This is a genomic window from Xanthomonas sp. F1, from assembly GCF_014199855.1.
The window spans coordinates 15410-35647 of sequence record NZ_JACHOK010000004.1 but is presented as its reverse complement, the minus strand read 5'-3'; the positions used below and the strand labels follow the sequence as shown (position 1 = coordinate 35647).

The 20238-nt window shown below is 66.9% G+C and carries 20 protein-coding genes and 2 tRNA genes; 16 read left to right on the top strand and 6 right to left on the bottom strand.

What is annotated here, in order from left to right:
* Positions 1 to 88 precede the first annotated feature (88 nt).
* Complete coding sequence (gene fdxA / locus GGR71_RS10930) at positions 89 to 412, top strand: ferredoxin FdxA (RefSeq protein ID WP_017909525.1); 324 nt, start codon at positions 89 to 91, stop codon at positions 410 to 412.
* Between the two features lie 631 nt (positions 413 to 1043).
* Here the strand turns inward: fdxA and GGR71_RS10925 are convergent.
* Together GGR71_RS10925 and dapA are read right to left on the bottom strand one after the other, a co-directional pair.
* Entirely contained in the window at positions 1044 to 1568 is a 525-nt protein-coding gene (locus GGR71_RS10925) for a hypothetical protein (RefSeq protein ID WP_048489026.1), read from the bottom strand.
* A gap of 17 nt (positions 1569 to 1585) precedes the next feature.
* The gene (dapA, locus tag GGR71_RS10920; RefSeq protein ID WP_184451935.1) at positions 1586 to 2494 is read right to left on the bottom strand and encodes a 4-hydroxy-tetrahydrodipicolinate synthase; all 909 of its coding nucleotides are present in this window, start codon (positions 2492 to 2494) and stop codon (positions 1586 to 1588) included.
* Positions 2495 to 2660: 166 nt separating this feature from the next.
* Between dapA and GGR71_RS10915 the strand changes: the two genes are divergently transcribed.
* The 9 genes from GGR71_RS10915 (at position 2661) to GGR71_RS10875 (ending at position 8823) form a co-directional block, all read left to right on the top strand.
* Positions 2661 to 3236: a glycine cleavage system protein R gene (locus GGR71_RS10915; protein WP_184451932.1), complete on the top strand. Its 576-nt coding sequence runs from the start codon at positions 2661 to 2663 to the stop codon at positions 3234 to 3236.
* Between the two features lie 65 nt (positions 3237 to 3301).
* Positions 3302 to 3781 carry a peroxiredoxin gene (locus GGR71_RS10910; protein ID WP_160958466.1) on the top strand — a complete coding sequence of 160 codons (480 nt, stop codon included), beginning with the start codon at positions 3302 to 3304 and terminating at the stop codon, positions 3779 to 3781.
* Between the two features lie 82 nt (positions 3782 to 3863).
* Positions 3864 to 5264: a PhoH family protein gene (locus tag GGR71_RS10905; RefSeq protein WP_048489023.1), complete on the top strand. Its 1401-nt coding sequence runs from the start codon at positions 3864 to 3866 to the stop codon at positions 5262 to 5264.
* Complete coding sequence (locus GGR71_RS10900; protein WP_160958464.1) at positions 5261 to 5755, top strand: hypothetical protein; 495 nt, start codon at positions 5261 to 5263, stop codon at positions 5753 to 5755. The genes GGR71_RS10905 and GGR71_RS10900 overlap by 4 nt, the downstream gene beginning before the upstream one ends.
* 84 nt (positions 5756 to 5839) lie before the next feature.
* Positions 5840 to 6508 carry a YoaK family protein gene (locus tag GGR71_RS10895; protein WP_160958462.1) on the top strand — a complete coding sequence of 223 codons (669 nt, stop codon included), beginning with the start codon at positions 5840 to 5842 and terminating at the stop codon, positions 6506 to 6508.
* Between the two features lie 258 nt (positions 6509 to 6766).
* Positions 6767 to 7576, top strand: coding sequence for a bifunctional hydroxymethylpyrimidine kinase/phosphomethylpyrimidine kinase (gene thiD / locus GGR71_RS10890; RefSeq protein WP_160958459.1), 810 nt, complete (start codon positions 6767 to 6769; stop codon positions 7574 to 7576).
* Entirely contained in the window at positions 7573 to 8439 is an 867-nt protein-coding gene (locus GGR71_RS10885) for an alpha/beta hydrolase family protein (protein ID WP_160958457.1), read from the top strand. The genes thiD and GGR71_RS10885 overlap by 4 nt, the downstream gene beginning before the upstream one ends.
* Before the next feature lie 62 nt (positions 8440 to 8501).
* Positions 8502 to 8578 (top strand) — tRNA-Arg (locus GGR71_RS10880).
* 168 nt (positions 8579 to 8746) lie between these two features.
* Positions 8747 to 8823, top strand: a tRNA-Arg gene (locus GGR71_RS10875).
* Positions 8824 to 9054: 231 nt separating this feature from the next.
* Here GGR71_RS10875 and GGR71_RS10870 read toward each other — a convergent pair.
* The 3 genes from GGR71_RS10870 to GGR71_RS10860 all read right to left on the bottom strand — a co-directional run bounded on the left by GGR71_RS10870 (position 9055) and on the right by GGR71_RS10860 (position 12509).
* Positions 9055 to 9849 carry an SDR family NAD(P)-dependent oxidoreductase gene (locus GGR71_RS10870; RefSeq protein ID WP_160958454.1) on the bottom strand — a complete coding sequence of 265 codons (795 nt, stop codon included), beginning with the start codon at positions 9847 to 9849 and terminating at the stop codon, positions 9055 to 9057.
* 369 nt (positions 9850 to 10218) lie between these two features.
* Positions 10219 to 11208 (bottom strand): DedA family protein/thiosulfate sulfurtransferase GlpE, encoded by a 990-nt coding sequence (locus GGR71_RS10865; protein WP_160958451.1) that lies wholly within the window; start codon positions 11206 to 11208, stop codon positions 10219 to 10221.
* Between the two features lie 365 nt (positions 11209 to 11573).
* On the bottom strand, positions 11574 to 12509 hold the full coding sequence (locus GGR71_RS10860) for a LysR substrate-binding domain-containing protein (RefSeq protein WP_160958449.1): 936 nt from the start codon (positions 12507 to 12509) through the stop codon (positions 11574 to 11576).
* Between the two features lie 149 nt (positions 12510 to 12658).
* On the opposite strand from GGR71_RS10860, the gene GGR71_RS10855 reads away from it, so the two are divergent.
* From GGR71_RS10855 to GGR71_RS10835, 5 genes are all read left to right on the top strand, one after another.
* Positions 12659 to 13360 carry a pirin family protein gene (locus tag GGR71_RS10855; protein ID WP_048489015.1) on the top strand — a complete coding sequence of 234 codons (702 nt, stop codon included), beginning with the start codon at positions 12659 to 12661 and terminating at the stop codon, positions 13358 to 13360.
* A gap of 225 nt (positions 13361 to 13585) precedes the next feature.
* Positions 13586 to 15721 (top strand): glycogen debranching protein GlgX, encoded by a 2136-nt coding sequence (gene glgX, locus GGR71_RS10850; RefSeq protein WP_160958447.1) that lies wholly within the window; start codon positions 13586 to 13588, stop codon positions 15719 to 15721.
* Positions 15722 to 16073: 352 nt separating this feature from the next.
* A complete protein-coding gene (locus GGR71_RS10845) occupies positions 16074 to 16625 on the top strand; it encodes a CPBP family intramembrane glutamic endopeptidase (protein WP_184451991.1) in 552 nt (183 codons plus the stop codon).
* A gap of 297 nt (positions 16626 to 16922) precedes the next feature.
* Positions 16923 to 17093: a CsbD family protein gene (locus tag GGR71_RS10840; protein WP_082028942.1), complete on the top strand. Its 171-nt coding sequence runs from the start codon at positions 16923 to 16925 to the stop codon at positions 17091 to 17093.
* Positions 17094 to 17584: 491 nt separating this feature from the next.
* Entirely contained in the window at positions 17585 to 17788 is a 204-nt protein-coding gene (locus GGR71_RS10835) for a hypothetical protein (protein WP_160958442.1), read from the top strand.
* A 16-nt stretch (positions 17789 to 17804) separates the two neighbouring features.
* Here the strand turns inward: GGR71_RS10835 and GGR71_RS10830 are convergent, their stop codons facing one another.
* Positions 17805 to 18137 (bottom strand): hypothetical protein, encoded by a 333-nt coding sequence (locus tag GGR71_RS10830; protein ID WP_160958440.1) that lies wholly within the window; start codon positions 18135 to 18137, stop codon positions 17805 to 17807.
* Positions 18138 to 19274: 1137 nt separating this feature from the next.
* Between GGR71_RS10830 and GGR71_RS10825 the strand changes: the two genes are divergently transcribed.
* The gene (locus tag GGR71_RS10825; RefSeq protein ID WP_237474285.1) at positions 19275 to 20147 is read left to right on the top strand and encodes a TauD/TfdA dioxygenase family protein; all 873 of its coding nucleotides are present in this window, start codon (positions 19275 to 19277) and stop codon (positions 20145 to 20147) included.
* Positions 20148 to 20238: the final 91 nt, after the last annotated feature.

The following is a 20238-nucleotide window of genomic DNA, read 5'->3' as shown; positions in this document are numbered from 1 at the left end:
GCCGCGCCCCGCCGTCCGGCCGGCCCGCACACACGGCGGCGACCGCCGCTTTGCATTAGAATTACCGGGTTAATCGCCGGACCGAGCCATGCCTTTCGTCGTCACCGAAAACTGCATCAAGTGCAAATACACCGACTGCGTGGAAGTGTGCCCCGTGGATTGCTTCCACGCCGGCCCGAACTTCCTGGTGATCGATCCGGACGAGTGCATCGACTGCACCCTGTGCGAGCCGGAATGCCCGGCCAACGCCATCTACCCCGAGGACGACGTGCCGGCCGGCCAGGAAGGCTTCGTCGCGCTCAACGCGGAACTGGCCAAGGCCTGGCCGGTGCTCACCACGCGCCAGGAACCGCTGCCCGATGCCGCCGAGTGGGACGGCAAGCCGAACAAGCTGCCGCTGCTGCAGAAGTAACTGCACTCATCGTCCTGCGTGAACCCCGCGCTCGCAACTGTATGACAGTTGCCTTCTGGTTCTTCGCCTTTGATTCGCAAACCTCAAGCGACAGCAAAGGGCTTTCGCCTTGCGGCGAGTCACTTTGATCAGCCTTCGGCTGCTGAGAAGCGCTTCTTTGCTTGTGCAAAGAAAAGTAACCAAAAGAAGTGCTTCACCACAGCCGAAGGCTGGTCAAGCACACCCTGCCTACGCGCCCTCCGCGCTGTGCGCTCCGGGTCCGCGTCCACGGGGATCCGCGGAAGGGGCTTGGCTGCTTTGCAGCCAAGTCCGGGGCAGTCGCCTCACGGCGCCAGCCCGCCCGCCGGGGCGAAGCATCGTCGAGGGCACGCAAAAAGGCTGGTTTCCGCAGCAGCGGCAGGCGCAACTCACACGCGGCGAAACGGCCCCGCACGGGACTTGCGATACGTTGGCTGGGTGCACTGTGGGAGGGACTTCAGTCCCGACGCCTTGAGGCTGCATACCTAGCGGGCGTCGTGTATCTCGGCCGCATGGCAGCTGGCTCCTACGGAAACAAAACGGGCGCACAAGGCGCCCGTTTCGCATGCGAACCGCATGGCAGCCCGGCGCACGCGCCGGACCCCGTAACGGATCAATGGCCCAGCTTGGCCTTCAGCGCCGCGATCAGCTTGACCGGCGCTTCGCCGGTGGCCGGCAGGCCGCGCGGGTCCACCGCCGAGACGTACACGCCGGCATCCACCGCCACCACCCGGACCAGGAAGTTGCTGCCTTCGTAGGCCACGTCGTAGGAGCCCAGCAGCTGCGCGCGGCTGGCGATGGTGACGCCTTCGATGCCGCCCAGCGCGTCGCCGACCTGGCCGAACACCTGGTCACGCGCACCCGGCACCACGAAGCCGCTGTTCGACGCCGCCGGGGCCTGGCCGGCCGGGGCCGCAGGCCGCTGCGCCGAGGCCAGCGCCGGCACCTTCATCGCCGCCGAGGTGTCGGGCGAGGTCAGATCCGGCGGCACTTCCAGCGGGCGCATGTCGGGCGCCAGCGCATAGTCGCCGCGCGGCTTGCCTTTGTGGAACCAGCTGCAACCGCTGGTGGCCGCGACCAGGGTGGTCGCCAGGACGGCGGCCGACAGCACGCGGACGTAGGGAACGGAAGCACGCATCAATCAATCTCCTGGAGTCAGGCCGCGAGCGTTTCGCGGCTGGATAGGTCTTCCAACGCGGCAGCGTCGGCGGCAAGTCGGTCGGCCGTGGCGTGGTGCGCCGCGGACAGCGGCAACAGCGGCAGCCGCAGGCCCTGGCCGATCCCGGCGCGCTGCAGCAGCGCCTTGACCGGGATCGGGTTGGATTCGATGCCGCAGAAGGCATGGAACGGCTGCAGCCGCGCGTCCCAGGCCTGCGCCGGCTCGGCCTGGCGCGCACGCGCCAGGTCGCACAGCCGCCGGTAGGCGCGCGGCAAGGCGTTGGAGGCGACCGAGATCAGCCCGTCGTAGCCGGCCAGCATCGCCTGCGCGGCGCTGCCGTCGTCGCCGCTGAACACGGCGAAATGGTCGCTGCGCAGGGCGGCGAGCGCGGCGATGCGCTGCGGGTCGCTGCTGGCGTCCTTGATGCCGACGATGTTCGGGTGCTGCGCCAGCTGCGCCACGGTCTCCGGCAGCAGATCGCAGCCGGTGCGGCCGGGCACGTTGTACAGCACCACCGGCAGGCCGCCGTGTTCGGCGACCTGGGTGTAATGCGCGATCAGCCCGGCCTGGGTCGGACGCACGTACGGCGGCGTCACCACCAGCGCGTACTGCGCGCCGTTGGCGGCGGCGCGCCGGGTCAGTGCCACGGTCTTGGCGGTGCCGGACAGGCCGGTCCCGGCCAGCACCGGCACGCGGCCACCGATCGCCTGCACCGCCTCGCGCAGGATCCGGTCGTATTCGGCGTCCAGCAGCGTCGCGGCCTCGCCGGTCGATCCCGCCACCACCAGCCCCTGCACGCCGCCGTCGAGCTGGCGTTTGAGCAGCCGCTGCCAGGCGTCGAGGTCGAGGTCGCCATTGCCCTGGAAGGGCGTGGCCAGGGCGGTGATGATGCCGGAGAGGGACAAGATGCCGGGTGCTCGCTGGGAGAGGAGGGCCGCGCAGGTTGCGCGGACGGATCGGCCCCGCTAGCGGGGCAAGGTCGCCCCGCATGTTACTTGCGGCCCGAAAGCGCGGGCAAGTATGCTGCACACCATGCCGGGCGACCGCCCGGATGCCGTTCAGCCTTACGCAATGCCGGAAGCCCCTTTGACCGACACCACGCCCCGGCCCGCGCCGACCGAAAACCACCTCCTGATCAACGCCTACACGACGCATCCGGAGTCGCCCTTGTTGCCGGTGACGCGTCGCATCGCCGATAGCGGCTGCAATCTCGTCGATGCGCGCCTGGCCACGGTCGGCCGCGACGTGTCGGTGACCGCACTGGCGACCGGCTCCTGGGACTCGGTGGCCAAGCTCGAAGCCATGCTGACCCGCCTCGACCGCGAGGAAGGCATGAAGCTGGTGTGGTACCGCACCGGCGCCAAGCAGACGCAGTCCAACCTGCTGCCGTACATCGTCGAAGTCATCGCCGCCGACAAACCGGGCATCCTGTTCCAGTTGGCCGACTTCTTCGACCGCCAGGGCATCACCATCGAGAACCTGCAGAGCACGCGCTACCGCGCCATGCAGACCGGCGCGGAGATGTTCTCGGCGCAGGTGACGATCGGGGTGCCGGCGAACATGCACATCGCCGCCCTGCGCGACGACTTCCTCGAGTTCTGCGACCACCTCAACCTGGACGCGATCATGGACCCGATGAAGTTCTGAGTGCGCCGCGCTGGACACCGACGCAATCGAACGCGGATGATGGCGATGCACGCGGAGGACACCCCATGAACGACGGCGACACCCTGGACCGCAGCACGCTGGCCTTGCCGCTGGCGCTGTCCGGCGGTGCCAGCGCCACGCTCGGCGATTACGCCGGCCGCTGGCTGGTGCTGTATTTCTACTCGAAGGACAGCACGCCCGGCTGCACCACCGAGGGCATCGAGTTCAATGCGCTGCTGCCGCAGTTCGAACAGGCCGGCGCCACCGTGCTGGGCGTGTCGCGCGACTCGGTGAAGTCGCACGACAACTTCTGCGCCAAGCAGGGCTTCCGCTTCCCGCTGATCAGCGATGCCGACGAAGCGCTGTGCCGCGCCTTCGACGTGATCAAGGAAAAGAACATGTACGGCCGCCAGGTGCTGGGCATCGAGCGCAGCACCTTCCTGCTCTCGCCCACCGGCCAACTGGTCCGCAGCTGGCGCAAGGTCAAGGTTCCCGGCCACGCCCAGGCCGTGCTCGACGCGCTGCAGGCCGCCGCCCAGCAGTGACCACCGCCGTTTCCCGCACCCCGCATCGCCCTGCCCTGCAGGCAGCGATGGCTCGTCCCTGCCCCTCTTCCAGGAATCCATGATGACCCGAGGCAAGCGCATCTACGTGCTGGATACCAACGTGCTGATGCACGATCCGACCGCGCTGTTCAAGTTCGAGGAACACGATGTGTTCCTGCCGATGCAGGTAATCGAGGAACTGGACAATGCCAAGAAGGGCATGTCCGAAGTCAGCCGCAACGCGCGTCAGGTCAGTCGTTTCCTCAACGAGCTGATCGAGGGCGCCGGTGCCGAGCAGATCGAATCCGGCATCCCGCTCAGCCATCCGCAGGGCATCCAGCTCAAGAGCACCGGCAGCATCGGCCGGCTGTACTTCCAGATCCGCCCGGTCGAGCCGGGGCGCAGCTTCGGCAGCGTCGCCCCGGACAACAAGATCCTGGCCGCGGTGCTGGCGCTGCGCGAGGAGCACCCGGAAACCCCGGTGATCCTGGTGTCCAAGGACATCAACCTGCGCATCAAGGCGGCGATCAGCGGCCTGGTCGCCGAGGATTACGAGAACGACCGCGCGCTCGACGATTTCAGCCTGCTCTACACCGGCGCGATCGAGCTGCCGGAGGATTTCTGGCAGAAGCACAACCAGGACCTGCGCAGCTGGAGCGACAAGGGCCGCACCTGCTACGAGATCGCCCTGGCCGCCGACGAGGACTGGTATCCGAACCAGTATCTGTACCTGCCCGGCGAGGACGAAGTGGAACTGCGCGTGGTCAAGGTCAACGCCGAGCGCAAGGCGACGCTGGCGCTGGTCGACGACTTCCGCAGCGGCCAGCACGCGGTGTGGGGCATCGCCGCGCGCAACCGCGAGCAGAACTTCGCGCTCAACGCGCTGATGGACCCGGAAATCGACTTCGTCACCCTGCTCGGCACCGCCGGCACCGGCAAGACCCTGCTGGCGCTGGCCGCCGGCCTGGCGCAGACGATGGACCAGCAGCGCTACCGCGAGATCATCATGACCCGCGCCACGGTCAGCGTCGGCGAGGACATCGGCTTCCTGCCCGGCACCGAGGAAGAGAAGATGACGCCGTGGATGGGCGCGCTCACCGACAACCTGGAAGTGCTCACGCACACCCAGGAAGGCGGCACCTGGGGCCGCCAGGCCACTAACGACCTGCTCGCCAGCCGCATCAAAATCCGCTCGATGAACTTCATGCGCGGGCGCACCTTCCTGTCGCGCTATCTGATCCTGGACGAAGCGCAGAACCTGACCCCCAAGCAGATGAAGACGCTGATCACCCGTGCCGGCCCCGGCACCAAGATCGTGTGCCTGGGCAACGTCGAACAGATCGACACGCCGTACCTGACCGAGACCACCTCCGGCCTGACCTACGCGGTGGACCGCTTCAAGGCCTGGCCGCACAGCGCGCACATCACCCTGCGCCGCGGCGAGCGTTCGCGCCTGGCCGACTACGCCTCGGAGGTCCTGTGAACGCGGCGGCCGGCGTGCGCCTGGCCGGCGCAGCGCTGGCCATGGCCCTGCTCGGCGCCTGCGCCACCGCGCGCGGGCCGGCCACCGTGCCGACCGCGGTCAAGGCCGGGCAGTCGTGGATCGTCACCCGCAACAGCACCGCCGCGCAGGTGCTGGACACCTGCTCGCGCGACAGCCCGGCGCGCCAGGACGGCGCGGTCACCGGCTACTGGATCCCGACCCCGGAGCAGATCGCGCAACTGGAAGCGCACCTGGCACAACTGCAGCCGCAGATCGCCGATCCCACCGCGTCCGATCGCCAGTACGTCGGCATCCTGTACCGCGGCAAGCAGGCGATCTACGTCAACGCCTTCGCGCCGGACGACACCAGCGAGCGCGACCCAACGGTCGACGCAGTCCGCGCCTGTGGCGGCGGCGGCCGCTTCTGGGGCGCGGTCTACGACCCGGCCAGCGCCAGCTTCTCCGAGATCGCGGTCAACGGCGAACGCTGAGATGGCGGCAGGCAGGCGCCAGCGGCGGAGCGCTGACGCCGCCCCACACCGCGGTCGCCGCGCCGCGAGCGCATCGCGCGCGGCATGAACCTGGAACTGCCACGTTGGGCCTGGGCCTTCGCCGGCGCGCTGGCCGCGGTCGCCGGCATGGTCAACGTGGTCGGCTATCTGGGCTTCGAACACCAGGCGGTTACCCACCTCACCGGCACCACCACCCTGCTCGGCGCGGCGCTGGCCGATGGCGACGCCCGCGCGATCGCACAACTGGCCGGCGTGGTCCTGGCCTTCCTCGGCGGATCGATGCTCGGCGGCTTCATCGTGCAGGACAGCCGCCTGCGCCTGGGCCGCCGCTACGGCGTGGCGTTGGCGCTGGAAGCGCTGCTGCTGCTGGCGGCGATGCAGGCGTTCAAGCAGCAGCAACTCGCCGGCGCCGTGCTCGCCGCGATCGCCTGCGGCCTGCAGAACGCCACCACCACCATCTACAGCGGCGCGGTGGTGCGCACCACCCACCTGACCGGCATGTTCACCGACCTGGGCATCGGCCTGGGCCAGGCGCTGCGCGGCCTGCCGCTGCCGCGCCGGCGCATCCGCCTGAGCCTGCTGATCATCGGCGGCTTCCTGTGCGGCGGCGTGCTCGGCGCCTGGGCCTACCGCCATGTCGGCTTCAACGCCCTGCTCGGCCCCGCCCTGCTGACCGGCACGGTCGGCATTCTGTACGCGCTGCAGGCGCACTACCGCCGCCGCGAGCACTGAGGGCTCAGTTGACGGTGGCGCATCGGCGCCGCGCAGTCCCGACGTGGCAGCAGTTGCGACATGCAAACGTACGCACTCCCGCACATCATGCGCGATCAGCGCCGACGCCTGCGGTGCCGTTCGCCAGCGCCTCCCTGACCGATGCTTGCCACCCGCCACGCGCACCCACGGCATGCGGTGACGACCCTACCTGCCGGCGCTGACCTTCACCGCACAGCCGCGAGTGCAGAACCCGCGCCGGCCCTGCACAATCGGCGCATGAGCGCACCCATTGTCGTCTCCGCACTGAGCATCGCCGGCACCGATTCCGGCGGCGGTGCCGGCCTCCAGGCCGATCTCAAGACCTTCGCCGCGCACCGCGTGCACGGGCTGGCGGCCGCGGCCGCGCTGACCGCGCAGCACACCCGCGGCGTCACCGCGGTGCACGTGCCGCCGCTGTCGTTCCTGCGCGCGCAGATCGATGCCTGCTTCGACGACTTCGACATCGCCGCGGTCAAGCTCGGCATGCTCGCCAACGCCGAGGTGATCCACCTGGTCGCCGATGCACTGGAAGAATATCGCCCGCCCTGGGTGGTGCTGGACCCGGTGATGGTCGCCACCAGCGGCGCCAAGCTGCTGCAGGACGACGCCCTGGACGCGCTGCGCGGCCGCCTGTTGCCGTTGGCGACGCTGGTGACGCCGAACGTGCCGGAAGCGCAGTTGCTGCTCGGCCGCCCGATCGACACCGCCGACGACGCCGAGCACGCCGCCGCGGCGCTGCTAGAGGCCGGCGCGCAGGCGGTGCTGCTCAAGGGCGGCCACCTGCAGGAAGGCCAGCGGGTGATCGACCGCTACGACGACGGCGTCAGCCGCAGCGAATTCAGCCATGCGCGGCTGCCACTGGATGCGCACGGCACCGGCTGCACCCTGGCCGCGGCGATCGCCGCACAGCTGTGCCAGGGTCTAGCCTTGCCGGCCGCCTGCGAGGCGGCGATCGACTACGTGGCGCGCGCCTTGCGCGGCAGCTACCGCCCCGGCCGTGGCGACGTGGCGGTGCTGGACCATTTCGGCGCGGCACGCGGCCCATGAGCGCAGCCCCCCTCGGCGCGGCGATCGCCGAGCACGCCCTGCCCGTCGCCGCGGCCGACGGCCATCGCTGGACCTTGCTGGCGCGCATTCCCGACGCGCCGCGGCAGGCGCTGCTGTGGCTGCCGGCGCTGGGCGTGGCCGCGCGCCATTACCTGCCGTTCGCCGAAGCGCTGGCCGCGCACGGCGTCGCGGTGTTCCTGCACGAATGGCGCGGCAACGGCAGCAGCACGCTGCGGCCGTCGCGGCAGTGCGACTGGGGCTATCGCGCCCTGCTGCAACTGGACCTGCCCGCCAGCCAGGCGGCGATCGCCGGGTATGGGATCGCGGCGCCGCTGGTCGTCGGCGGCCACAGCCTCGGCGGACAGCTCGCCTGCTGCTACGCCAGCCTGCAGCCGCAGGCCTTCGCCGCGCTGTGGCTGGTCGCCAGCGGCACGCCGTACTGGCGCCGTTTTCCCGCACCGCGCGGCTATCTGTTGCCGTTGGCCTACCGCCTGCTGCCGTGGCTGGCGCAGCGACAAGGCGTGCTGCACGGCCGCCGCCTGGGCTTCGGCGGCACCGAAGCACGCGGCCTGATCGCCGATTGGGCCCGCGTCGGCCGGAGCGGCCGCTACGCCGCGGCCGGCCTGGCGATCGACCTGGAGGCGCAACTGGCGCACCTGACGCTGCCGGTGCGTGGCGTGGTGCTGCAGGACGACTGGCTGGCACCGGAGACCTCGCTGCGCAGCTTGCTGGACAAGCTGGCCACGCCTGCAGCGCAAATCCGCTGCCTGGATGCCGCACAGCTGGGCGTGGCCGCCGACCATTTCGCCTGGATGAAGCGCCCAGCGACCGTGGTCGAGGCGCTGCTGCGCGGGGATCCGTGAAATTTTTCGGAAAGAGCATTGACGGACCCGATCGACTCCCGCATAATTCCGCTCCTGACGACGCGCCCGTAGCTCAGTTGGATAGAGTACCTGGCTACGAACCAGGCGGTCGGGAGTTCGAATCTCTCCGGGCGCACCAGTCAGATGAAAAACGACAAGCCACCGCTTGTCGTTTTTTTTTGCCCGCCTCGGCGCTGCAACGCGCAGCAAGGCAGCACACGGCAGCGCACTCGCCCGCGCGTCATGCACACGACACGCAGGTGTAGACGAATCGCCGCAACTCGTGAATAATCCCGCGCCTGACAACGCGCCCGTAGCTCAGTTGGATAGAGTACCTGGCTACGAACCAGGCGGTCGGGAGTTCGAATCTCTCCGGGCGCACCAGTCAGATCAAAAACGACAAGCCAGCGCTTGTCGTTTTTTTTTGCCTGCCCGATGGCGATTGCGTGCCGCGTGCAGCAACCAGCGGCGCATCCGCGTCAGGGCGATGCGCCGATCGCCGCATTCGCCGCGCGGGCAGGCTTTCGCAACACCGCTGCGCTGCGCACGTCGAGCGCAGCGGCAGACGCTGCGCACCGCCGGCCCCGCCTGCGCGACCAACGAGGCCTCACCCGCTCAGGCGATGGTATCCACCACGCCCCCATCGACGCGCAGCGCCGCACCGGTGGTGGCGGAGGCCTGCGGCGATGCGACGTAGACGCAGAGATTGGCGACCTCCTCCACCGTGGCGGCGCGGCGGATGATCGAACTGGCGCGATGCGCCTTGACGAAATCAGCAGCGACCTCGTCCAGCGGCTTGCCGGACTGCTGCACTTGGTCGGACAGCATGGCGGCGACGCCTTCGGTCAGCGTCGGCCCCGGCAGGATGGCGTTCACCGTGACGCCGGTGCCGGCCATGCGCTTGGCCAGCCCGCGCGACAGGGCAAGATCGGCCGTCTTGGTCACCCCGTAGTGGATCATCTCGACCGGGATGTTGAGCCCGGACTCCGACGAGACGAAGAGCACGCGCCCCCAGCCCTTGTCGGCCATCCCCGGCAGATACGCGCGCGACAGGCGCACGCCGGACATCACGTTGACGGCCAGGAAGCGCTCCCACTCCGCATCGGGCGTGTCGAAGAAGTCCTGCATGCCGAAGATGCCGGCGTTGTTGACCAGGATATCGACCGCAGGAAGCGCTGCGACGATCGCATCGCAGCCAGCAGCGGTTGCCACATCACCGACGACGGCGCGCACTCGGGCAGCGGCGACATCGCGCTCGAGGGCCGCAACGGCGGCCTCGGTGCGCGCCTTGTCGCGACCGTTCAGCGCGACCTCGGCGCCCGCCGCTGCCAGGCCCTTGGCGATGCCGAAACCGATGCCGGCGGTGGAGCCGGTGACGAGGGCGGTTTTACCGGATAGATCGATGTGCATGGCTGTCTCCAAGAATGAGGGTGAGGATCCGCTTCGGCGCCCGCCCTGCGAGGTCGTCGCTGCCGACACGCGTTGGCCGCGCCGGTCGTTCTGTCCATTCGTTCTGTCGATTCATCATGTGCGCATCCAACCGCAAGGCAAGGAACGGCAAGTGAACGGCGCGATGTGGATCTCGCCCATTGCAGCAGGGTGCCGCAAGACGGCACAGGCAAGAGGATCAAGTGCATGACCGCTGAACTTGCTCCGCCGTGCACAGCACGCGCCCGCGCGCGCCTGCGGACAACGCACCCGCCTGCATCAGCCGGGGCGCACGCTCGGCCTGTGCGTCGTAGGCGCCATCGGCACGCGTGACGCCTCCGCTGCGCCGACTCACGCCGCGATCGTATTGCCCTTCGGTGCCGGCGCCACAGCAGTTTCAGCGTCCAGCGCGACCAGCGGATGGCCTGCCGCACGCCACGCATCCAGGCCGCCGCGCAGCGGCAGCACGTCCTCGAAGCCATGCTGGCGCAGGCGCTTGGCCAGTATCGCGGCCGACACCTCGTTCGGGCAGGCGCAATAGATGACGATCCTGCGGTCGCGCGGCAAGCGGGCGACGAGCGCATCGACCTGGCGATCGTCCACTTCCAGCGCACTGGGAATGGCATACGGCTCCAGCGTGCGATAACCCGGGGCGCGAATGTCCAGCAGCAGCGGCGGCGTCTCGCCCTGCAGCAGCGCATGCAGTTCGTCGACATCGATGCGCAGGGTTTCCATCGCCTTGCGCAACGTATGCCGGCGCCAGGCGCGGTAACCGACATACAGCGCCAGCAGGCCGACCAGCAGCAGTGCCGCGCGCCTGCCAAGCAGGCTCAGCCAGTCCAACAGGTCCTGCACCTGGTCGGCGAAGCACAGGCCCAGCAACAACCCGCCACCGGCCCACAGCGCCGCGCCCAGCGCGTCGTAGCGCAGGAAGGCGCCAGCGCGCACGCGCATCGCGCCGGCCATCGGCACCGACACCATCGACAGGCCGGGCACGAACTTGGCCACTGCCAGCACGCGCACGCCCCAGCGTGCATAGAAGCGCTCGGTGCGCTTCATGCAGGTGTCGCGCGACAGCGACAGCCGGCACAGCGACTGCAACGTGCGATTGCCGTAGCGGCGCCCGGCGCCGAACCACAGCAGGTCACCGAGCAGGCTGGCCGCGATCGATACCGACAAGGCGCCGAGCAACGCACTCCACATCGCCGATCCATCGAGCAGCGCATAGGTCGCGCCGACCAGGATCAGCGTGGGCAGCGCCGGCACCGGCAGGCCCAGCGACAAGGCCAGGACGTTGACGAAGACCAGCCCGAGTCCGTAGCGCGCAATCAGGTCCTGCATGGCTTGCCGGGCGGAGAGAAGAAGATGCCGCGCATTATCCTCCCGGCATTCACCAGGTGCGCGGGCGCCACGGCATCACCGGCGGAACAGACCCATCCATCATCGCGCTGGAGCGCGCGCCGCGCGCCGAGGCCAGATGCGCTGGCCGCCCGCGCTGGGGAGCGGGATTACGGGGCGCAGCCATGGCCGGCGCCAACGCAAAGTGCGCGATGCCTAGGCGACGACGCGGACGCCGAACCCAAAGGGAAGCGGCCTCCGCTTGATTGGGCCAGGGCGATCACCTTGCCCTGGCCGGTCCGCCGGAGCATGGCGCGCAACGCGGCCTCAACGCGCCATGGAACTGGCCGCGTGCGCGCCGACGAAGCTCACCCCCCCTCGTCCAGCCGCAACGCCATCTGCGCCAGCCATGCCGCGAACACGCCCGGCTGGCGCATGCGCGCGCGCCACCAGGTCAGCGCCGCACCCTCCTCGCCGCTGCGCCAGGCCAGTTGGAACACCTCGTCCGGCTTCGGCTCCTCCACCGCCTTGCGCACCAGCGTGCCGCGCGCCAGCGCCGCGCGCGCATACGGCTCGGGCAGGAAGCCGAAGCCGAGCCCGGCCAACTGCAGCCGATACTTGCTGCGCATGTCCGGGACGGTCAGCGCGTCCTGGCCGAACAACAGCCCGACCGTGCGCGGCAGCAGGCGCCGCGCCGAGTCCGCCACCGCGATCGCGCGATGCGCGCTCAATTGACTGCGGCTGAGCGGTTCCGGCGCCTGCGCCAGCGGATGCCCGGGCGCGACCGCGAACACGAACGGCAGCGTGCCGAGCAGCTCGATCACGTAGCCGCCACCGCTGGGCCCTTCGCCGGCCGCACCGACCAATAGATCCACCCGCCGGTCCAGCAGCGCCTCCCAGGTGCCGGACAGCGATTCCTGCACCACCCGCAGCCGCGTCTGGTCGGCGACCGCGTAGAACGCCGCCATGTCCTGCGCCAGGCATTCGGGCGCGAACACCGCATCCAGGCCCAACGCGAACTCGGTCTCCCAGCCGGAGGCGACGCGACGCACGCGCAGTTCCAGATCGCCAGCCGCGCGCAGCAGGTGGCGGCCCTCGCGCAGCAGCTCGGCGCCCGCGGCAGTCGGCACTGCCTTCGGCCCCATGCGCTCGAACAGCTGCACGCCCAGGTCCTGCTCGAGCTTGGCGACCGTGTAGGAGATGGTCGACGGCACCTTGTGCAGCGCCTTGCCGGCGGCCGAAAACGAGCCGCGACGGTCGATGGCGTCGAGGATCTGCAGGGCATCGAGGCTGAGCTTGAGCATTCGATTTTTTCGATGATGGATGCCGAATCTATCCGTTTTTCAAACCCGGCAACAGCGCGGATACTTGTTTCCAAGCCGAAGCGCACGCGAAATCATGCCGACAGGCGCTTTCGATCCACTTGCACATCAACGCCATCAAGGAGCCTCCCATGCTGCAGATCCGCCCCGCCAACACCCGTGGCCGCGCCGAACACGGCTGGCTGTCCTCGCGCCACACCTTCTCCTTCGGCCACTACCACGACCCGCGCCACATGGGCTTCGGCCCGCTGCGGGTGATCAACGAGGACCGCGTACAGCCGGGCCAGGGCTTCGGCACCCACGCCCATCGCGACATGGAGATTCTGTCCTACGTGGTCGAGGGCGCACTGGAGCACAAGGACAGCATGGGCAACGGCTCGGTGCTGCGCTACGGCGACGTGCAGCGCATGAGCGCCGGCTCCGGCGTCACCCACAGCGAGTTCAACCACTCCGCCAGTGCGCCGGTGCACTTCCTGCAGATCTGGGTGATGCCCGAGCGCGCCGGGATCGATCCGGGCTACGAGGAGAAGCACTTCGCTCCGGACAGCAAGCGCGGTCAACTGCGCCTGATCGCCGCCCCGCAGGGCGAGGACGGCGCGGTGCGCATCCACCAGGACGCACGCATCTATGCCTCGATCCTCGACGGCGACGCACACCTGGACTACCCGCTGGCGGCCGGGCGCGGTGCCTACGTGCAGGTGATCCGCGGCACGCTGAGCGTCAACGGCCAGACCCTGCAGGCCGGCGACGCGGCCCAGGCGATCGACGAGGCGAGCCTGCGGTTCGCCGATGCTCAGGACAGCGAGTTCCTGTTGTTCGACCTGCCGCGCTGAGCAGGTCAGGTCGCGCCCGGGGCCCACTGGACCGGGCCGCGACGGCCTCGCGAAATCCGCCCACGCAGCGGCGCCATGGCGTCGCTGCGAGGGTGGCTGCATCCGCTGCGATGCCCACATCCTCACGCCATCCTCGGCACCCCGTAACGCGTCCTGCACGGCCTCCGCGGCAATGCTTCCGCTCTCCCTCCCCTACTGCCGGCGTGCCGGCCGAGAGCCTGCCCGATGCGCCACCCTACCAGCGCCGCCTATGCCACCCCCTCGCGCATCCGCGAAGGGCGTCCCTTCCCCCGCGGCGCCGTATTCGACGGCCAGGGCACCAACTTCGCACTGTTCTCGGCACACGCCACCCGCGTGGAGCTGTGCCTGTTCGACGAGGCCGGCACCGAGACGCGCCTGGACCTGCCCGAATACACCAACGAAATCTGGCACGGCTACCTGCCCGACGTGAAGCCCGGCCAGCGCTACGGCTATCGCGTGCACGGCCCGTATGAACCGGGCGAAGGCCACCGCTTCAATCCCAACAAGCTGCTGCTCGATCCGTACGCGCGCGAACTCGAGGGCGATCTGATCTGGGCCGACGAGCTCTACGGCTACACCGTCGGCCACCCGGACGGCGATCTCAGCTTCGACGAGCGCGACAGCGCGCCGTTCATGCCCAAGTGCGTGGTGGTGGAAGACACCTACGATTGGGAGGACGACCAGCGCCTGCTGACGCCGTGGAGCGAGACCCTGGTGTACGAGACCCACGTGCGCGGCTACACCATGCGCCACCCGCAGGTGCCGGACGAGTTGCGCGGCACCTGCGCTGGGCTGGCCCAGGAGCCGGTGCTGCGTTACATCAAGGAACTGGGCGTCAGCGCGGTGGAGCTGCTGCCGGTGCACGCCTACCTCGACGATCAGCACCTGCTCGACAAGGACCTGCGCAACTACTGGGGCTACAACACGCTCGGCTTCTTCGCGATCAAGTCGCGCTACCTGGCCAGTGGCCACCGCGACGAGTTCCGCGACATGGTCAAGGCGCTGCACCGCCAGGGCCTGGAGGTGATACTCGACGTGGTCTACAACCACACCGCCGAAGGCAGCGAACTGGGACCCACCCTCTCCTTCCGTGGCATCGACAACGCCAGCTACTATCGCCTGGCCGAGGACAAGCGCTACTACATCAACGACACCGGCACCGGCAACACGCTCAATCTGAGCAACTCGCGGGTGATCCAGTTCGTCAACGACTCGCTGCGCTACTGGGCCGGCGAGATGCACGTGGACGGCTTCCGTTTCGACCTGGCCACCATCCTCGGCCGCGAGCCCACCGGCTTCGACCAGCGCGGCGGCTTCCTCGACGCCTGCAACCAGGACCCGCTGCTGTCGCAGGTCAAGCTGATCGCCGAACCCTGGGACTGCGGCCCGGGCGGCTACCAGGTCGGCCACTTCCCGCCGGGCTGGTCGGAGTGGAACGACAAGTTCCGCGACAACGCCCGCGCGTTCTGGAAAGGCGACGAGGGCAAGCTCGCCGAGTTCGCCACGCGCTTCACCGGCTCGGCCGATCTGTTCGACCGGCGCGGGCGCCGGCCCTGGGCTTCGGTGAACTTCATCACCGCGCACGATGGCTTCACCCTGCACGACCTGGTCAGCTACAACGGCAAGCACAACGACGCCAATGGCGAGGACAACCGCGATGGCTCCGACCATGACAGCTCCTGCAACTACGGCGCCGAAGGCGAGACCGACGACGTCGAGATCCTGCAACTACGCGAGCGGCAGATGAAGAATCTGCTGGCGACCCTGCTGCTGTCGCAGGGCACGCCGATGCTGCTGGCCGGCGACGAGCGCGCGCAGACCCAGGGCGGCAACAACAACACCTACTGCCAGGACAACGAGATCACCTGGATCGATTGGCAGCGCGACCCGACCGAAGGCCGCCTTACCGCCTTCGTCAAGGCACTGAGCGCGCTGCGCCGGCGCTATCGCATCCTGACCCGCGGCCGCTTCCTCAACGGCCAGTACAACGAAGATGCGGGCGTGCGCGACCTGACCTGGCTCAACCCCGGTGGCACCGAGATGGATGAGGCGCACTGGACCGACGCCGGCGCGCGCTCGGTCGGCCTGCTGCTGGAAGGCAAGGCGCAAACGTCCGGCGTCAAGGAACTGGCCAACGACGACACCTTGCTGATCGTCATCAACGCTTACCACGAAGGCGTGAGCTTCGTGCTGCCCTCTTCCGATGAGCAATTGCACTGGAAGCTGGTGCTGTCCACCGACGACGCGCTGCAGGTGGACAGCATGCCGGCCGGTGCCAGCGAGTTCCTGGCGCCGCCGCGCAGCGTCAGCGTGTTCGAGTGCCAGGTGCCGAAGGCGTAGTCGCGCCACGCTGCTTTCGAATTGCCCGCGGACCGCAACGTCCGCACCTGCATGGCGTCGCCGGCACCGGTTGCCGGCGACGCGCCACACGTGAGCATCCGTGCGTTCCCAAGACGCACAGTGTTGCACCGACATCCATTGGCCTGCATGGCCTTTGGCACAATGCCCGACGGCGTAGTCTCGCTAGGCTGAGTGCTCGCTTCTTCCCAGGTTCGGCATGCAGCACTCCATCCAAGGCAACGTCCACACCACGTCCGACACCTCCTTCATGCGTCACCCGCTGCTGCGCATCGCGCTGAGCGCCGCGATTCTCGCACTGGCGTCCTTTCCATGGCTGCCGTTCCCGCTACGGATGCCGGTGGTCGGCCTGCTCGGCCTGGCCTTGGTATGGATCGAGACGCGCTCGCGCGAAGCTTGCGGCGTGGCGCGCCCCCGCCTGGTGCCTGTGATCGGCTGGACGCTGTTGCTGATGCTGCTGACCGTTGGCTTGATCACGCCGGTGCTGCAACCGCTGATCGACTCCATCACTGGGCACAAGACCGACTACAGCGCCTATGGCGCGCTCAAGGGCAACGTCGACGCCACGCTCCGCTTGATCGGCGCGGCATGGCTGAGCGCGGCGCTCGGCGAAGAACTGGTGTTCCGCGCCTTCCTCATGCACCAACTCGATGCGCTGCTGGCGCGCCTGCGCGGCGGCCGCTGGATCGCCGCACTGGCCGGTGGCGTGGTATTCGGCCTGATGCACGCCGCGCAAGGCGCCTCGGGCATCCTGCTGACCGGCATGGTCGGCATGCTGTTCGGCTATGCCTATCTGCGCTCCAGGCGCAACTTGTTGGCAATGATCCTCGCGCACGGACTGATCGACACCTGGGGCGTGACCACCCTGTATCTCGGTTGGTATTGAGCGCCCGGTGCGGGCCCAAACCGCCGACGATCGGCCTGCCGATGCTGACGAACTACGTCCATCCAAGGGGAAGATAATAGATCCTATCGCTGTGCTGGCGCGCCCATCGCCTGGCGCTGAGCACGGCATCGCAGGGAATGCGCGCCGACAAGCGCGATGAATGGCTCGAGCGTCGGCACACAACCCATCCGCCGCCTAAATGGCGCGCGCGAACCCGCTCGATTTTCACTCGAGCGCTACCGGCCGACGCGCAGTTTGGCGATGCCCACTTGCGGGCATCCTACTGCGGAGTCAACGATGGACAAGAATCGCACCGAAGGCGCCAAGAACCAGATCAAGGGCACCATCAAGGAAGTCGCCGGCAAGGTGACCGGCAACAAGATGAAGGAAGTCGAAGGCAAGATGCAGAAGAACGCCGGCAAGGTACAGAGCGAAGTGGGCAAGGCGCGCGACCACGCGCGCGGCTGAGCTTCACCCCTTCGTGCTCCCCTGCCCGTATGGCTGGGGAGCTTCTGGGAGTGGCTTACGCCTTGTTGACTAACGGATTCGCCGGTTCGTATGACGCCGTGGAGCATCAGGATTCGCACATATCTCCAGAACGGCCGGCGAATCGACCGAAAAACGAGAATCTCCACCACATCCGATAAACCATGTCGCCACATCCGGTCGGCGACGTGCATCGCGATCAATCATCAGGTGCCCTGACGCAGCTTGCCGCTACTAAGGCCGGAGTGTTCGACACCCATGCGAGGCATTGCACACGTTGAACTCGACCGGGTCCTGGCGCAGCTCATCTCACGTCCGAGCCGATCGGCGTGGAGGCAATCGAGACGTCGTTTCTGCGCCGGAACTGTGTCGCGCACAAAAGCGCAGGAGGATTAGCTAAGCCGCATGTGCAAAATGCCATGCTGGTACTCATTCCTGCAGCACTCCCGCCCCTCGCCCCAAGCAACACATGCTTGAACGCGACGAGTGACGTGATATCCATGCGCGTTGCCAACGGCGAACATGCGTTCCACCGTCTGAAATGGGCCGCGGCGCGCCGACCGCCTCCCAACGACATCGATCAGAGCTCACTCCTGCCTTCTCGCAACGCCAAGATGCGGCTGTCCATGGCGAACATCTCCACAATAGACGTCGCCATGTCATTCGACAAGCGTTGACTGGTCTGTCAGGCACTCAGATCAGAGAAAGTTTCGCGGGCGTTGCTCCCGTTGGATACGCAACTACAAATACTACCAACATCAATATGATGGCTTTGAAATCCATACTGCGAACCCGCTCTGGGAAACATAGCAACGCAACATTGACAGCTACATAGTTGCGTAGACAAGCAACGATACGACGGCAATCAAGACAGTCCAAGACGTAACGATAGGCGATACGCAAAATGCACTTCTCAGCAAGTACGGCAAAGGCACGACGGAAAATGAAAATAATCAGCACTGGCCATACCATGAAAATAGTCACAAGCGCCTTTCCTTTCAACTTTAAAACGAGAAGATCACCCACGTCATGTTGACTATCAACACGGTTTAGCCGCAAACAATCCGGCGAAAATCATAAAGAGAACTCAAATCAATGAGCCAAACCAGATACCAACTGGCGTTCTTCGTCAGCCGAGGAGTGCCCGCGCAGGCATTACGATGCCTTGATCGCCCGCCACCTCCCGTTTTGGAATCGGGATGGACGGGCCCTCTGGATCGATGCCGACGAACGTTCTGCCAACCGGCAACGGGGAGAAGAGCGCAGACAGCCAACTTCAAGGCACTATCCACGCACCCCTTTCCGATCGTCGTCGACGCCTGCCGGCAAGGGCTGAGCTACATGCCGCCCTGATCGCAAGCGCGGCTGCGGTGGCATCTACTGCGGTGCAGCGGCGACGCCAGAGCAACATGACGGCCAGTACCACCACGCTCAACAGGACGCCTAACAGCGTCGCCGCCTCAAGCGACAAACGCAGGGAACAGAATGGATCGGCCGCCGGCCAGGGATACTTCGGTCATCTGACTTCTCTCCCACGGAAAAGGCGATGCCGCAGGACACCCCGCGCTCCCCACATGTGAATTGGGCCAAAACACCTCCCCCCCCTGTTTCTGAAGGTGACCATCGTCAAAGACGATCCTTGTCCGCACTGCCTGCAGACTCTCGACCACGCGACATCCGCGCTGGGATGCCTCTGTCGCAGATCCAAACGACCGCCGATCGCCAGCGACCGTCGTAAGACTTCACCCGATCCAGGCCGCGTCCGTGCGACACGGCTTTGTCTCTGCGCTGCGATCATCGGCTCGTGCGTGTGCCGACAGCGATGCCGGCAAGCGGCGTACCAACGAATCGCCCAGTAAGACCACGACATTCGCATGCTACACGCGGCATCGGCAGGGGCCTTTTGGCAGCACGCCTCGCCATCGCGGCAACGTGCTGCGACGATTAACTTGCCAGGCATGCCATCGTAGACATCTTCGACAATTTAACGAATGTCGAGATGCCATCCGCTAGTATCGAAACGCTTCCGGGGAGGCAAGATTTTCCTGATGTTCCTGAAATGCTGTTCGGATCCAACGCGTTTTTGGACAGCGCTCGAATCGCCGCAGGCGATGACCGCTCAGTAACAGGCAGTATCACAACGCCAGCTAGGGAGGGTTGCAAATGCTTTCTGATATTTCTGTAGAAGAAATCGCGCGCCGCCGCGCGCTTGGCCATCACGGCGACCCGCTATCGGGACAAGCTCGCTACGGCAAGGAATTGAGGGACTACAACATCAAGGCGGCGTCCGACCAGGACATCGTCGAGATACGAAAGCTGCTTGCATTGCACGGCCTGCTCATCTTCCGCGACCAGGTCCTCGAAGACCACCACCTGATCCATTTTTCGCGACGCCTTGGATCGGGCAAGATCGAAGCGCCTCCCAAGGCGTTCAATAGCCCATCCGATAGCATCGCCTACCTTACCAACCTGAAGAAGCCCGATGGCTCTGCGCTCGGCTTCGCAGCGGACTCCACGGACGTGTGGCATTCCGACCAGGAATTCAGGGAAGCTCCCGCATCGATCGCCATGCTGTATTGTCTGATTCCTACAGAAAACGAAGGTGCGACCAGTTTTGCAACGACCGCGGTGGACAATCTCGATATCGATCCCAGTGAATTGTCCGAACTACGCGAACTCTGGTCGACCCGGCAAGCTGCAAGCATCGTGGCGCACCCGGTGGTCGAAACCAACCCATTCACCGGCAGCGAGTTCATCTACATCAGCGAAAACACTCGCCAGTTCATCGGGTCCGACGGCGAAAACATCGCAGATAGCGACAAGAAGACCGCGTATCTTCTTGAGAAGATTCTGAAGCCGGAAAACATCTACTCGCACCCCTGGAAGCAAGGCGACGTGCTGCTCTACGACAATATGCAGCTCCTCCACCGCAGAGAGGCCTATCAGGGAATCCGCTTCCTCAAGGCCGTCAAGTTCCATCCTGATGGAGAATATGTCGTCCGTCCCGCTGGAAAGATGCTGCAATCACCCCAGTAGTGCGGACCTGCTGTTACGAAACCAGGACTGGATCGCACGTTCCGTCGGCACATTACCGACGGAACGTGCAGTATGCCCAATGGCATGACAG

Bases quoted from the DNA above. Each gene is read 5' to 3' on its own strand.
- fdxA (WP_017909525.1), top strand. From the start codon at position 89: ATGCCTTTCGTCGTCACCGAAAACTGCATCAAGTGCAAATACACCGAC.
- GGR71_RS10925 (WP_048489026.1), bottom strand. From the start codon at position 1,568: ATGCGTGCTTCCGTTCCCTACGTCCGCGTGCTGTCGGCCGCCGTCCTG.
- GGR71_RS10915 (WP_184451932.1), top strand. From the start codon at position 2,661: ATGCCGGAAGCCCCTTTGACCGACACCACGCCCCGGCCCGCGCCGACC.
- GGR71_RS10910 (WP_160958466.1), top strand. From the start codon at position 3,302: ATGAACGACGGCGACACCCTGGACCGCAGCACGCTGGCCTTGCCGCTG.
- GGR71_RS10905 (WP_048489023.1), top strand. From the start codon at position 3,864: ATGACCCGAGGCAAGCGCATCTACGTGCTGGATACCAACGTGCTGATG.
- GGR71_RS10895 (WP_160958462.1), top strand. From the start codon at position 5,840: ATGAACCTGGAACTGCCACGTTGGGCCTGGGCCTTCGCCGGCGCGCTG.
- thiD (WP_160958459.1), top strand. From the start codon at position 6,767: ATGAGCGCACCCATTGTCGTCTCCGCACTGAGCATCGCCGGCACCGAT.
- GGR71_RS10885 (WP_160958457.1), top strand. From the start codon at position 7,573: ATGAGCGCAGCCCCCCTCGGCGCGGCGATCGCCGAGCACGCCCTGCCC.
- GGR71_RS10870 (WP_160958454.1), bottom strand. From the start codon at position 9,849: ATGCACATCGATCTATCCGGTAAAACCGCCCTCGTCACCGGCTCCACC.
- GGR71_RS10865 (WP_160958451.1), bottom strand. From the start codon at position 11,208: ATGCAGGACCTGATTGCGCGCTACGGACTCGGGCTGGTCTTCGTCAAC.
- GGR71_RS10860 (WP_160958449.1), bottom strand. From the start codon at position 12,509: ATGCTCAAGCTCAGCCTCGATGCCCTGCAGATCCTCGACGCCATCGAC.
- GGR71_RS10855 (WP_048489015.1), top strand. From the start codon at position 12,659: ATGCTGCAGATCCGCCCCGCCAACACCCGTGGCCGCGCCGAACACGGC.
- glgX (WP_160958447.1), top strand. From the start codon at position 13,586: ATGCGCCACCCTACCAGCGCCGCCTATGCCACCCCCTCGCGCATCCGC.
- GGR71_RS10845 (WP_184451991.1), top strand. From the start codon at position 16,074: ATGCCGGTGGTCGGCCTGCTCGGCCTGGCCTTGGTATGGATCGAGACG.
- GGR71_RS10840 (WP_082028942.1), top strand. From the start codon at position 16,923: ATGGACAAGAATCGCACCGAAGGCGCCAAGAACCAGATCAAGGGCACC.
- GGR71_RS10825 (WP_237474285.1), top strand. From the start codon at position 19,275: ATGCTTTCTGATATTTCTGTAGAAGAAATCGCGCGCCGCCGCGCGCTT.